Genomic DNA, 334 nt, shown 5'->3' on the forward strand with positions numbered 1-334 from the left:
AATATTAAAGCAAAGATAAGGCAGCAGCTTCAGATTTTAAGGGATAATGGAATTATAGAGTTTTTGGGTAATGGAAGATATAAGAAATTAAGCTAATAAATTTTATAAAAAAGGAAGTTAACTAATGATAAATAAGATAAAAGATATTTTAGATGAATATGAAATTGTAGACCTTATGGACTTGTATGAATTTATGTTGAAGTGATTTATCTCGAGATGATTAAGAGGACATTGTTTTATTGGTCAAAGTTATACACCTCTAAAATAAAAAGCGGAAGTAAATATTCATCTTTAACTAAAACTATAACAATCAACATTTTGAATTTTAATTATT

Annotated in this window: 2 protein-coding genes; both read left to right on the forward strand. The window is 24.6% G+C overall.

Annotated features, from left to right (window positions below):
* Window positions 1-3: 3 nt before the first annotated feature.
* On the forward strand, window positions 4-96 hold the full coding sequence (locus ACVHXK_RS18755) for a hypothetical protein (RefSeq protein ID WP_461207931.1): 93 nt from the start codon (window positions 4-6) through the stop codon (window positions 94-96).
* A gap of 120 nt (window positions 97-216) precedes the next feature.
* Window positions 217-334, forward strand: a 118-nt coding sequence (locus ACVHXK_RS18760) for a PD-(D/E)XK nuclease family transposase (protein ID WP_461207932.1), incomplete at its 3' end; no start/stop codon positions are given.

It is taken from the genome of Clostridium sp. DL1XJH146 (assembly GCF_054819755.1).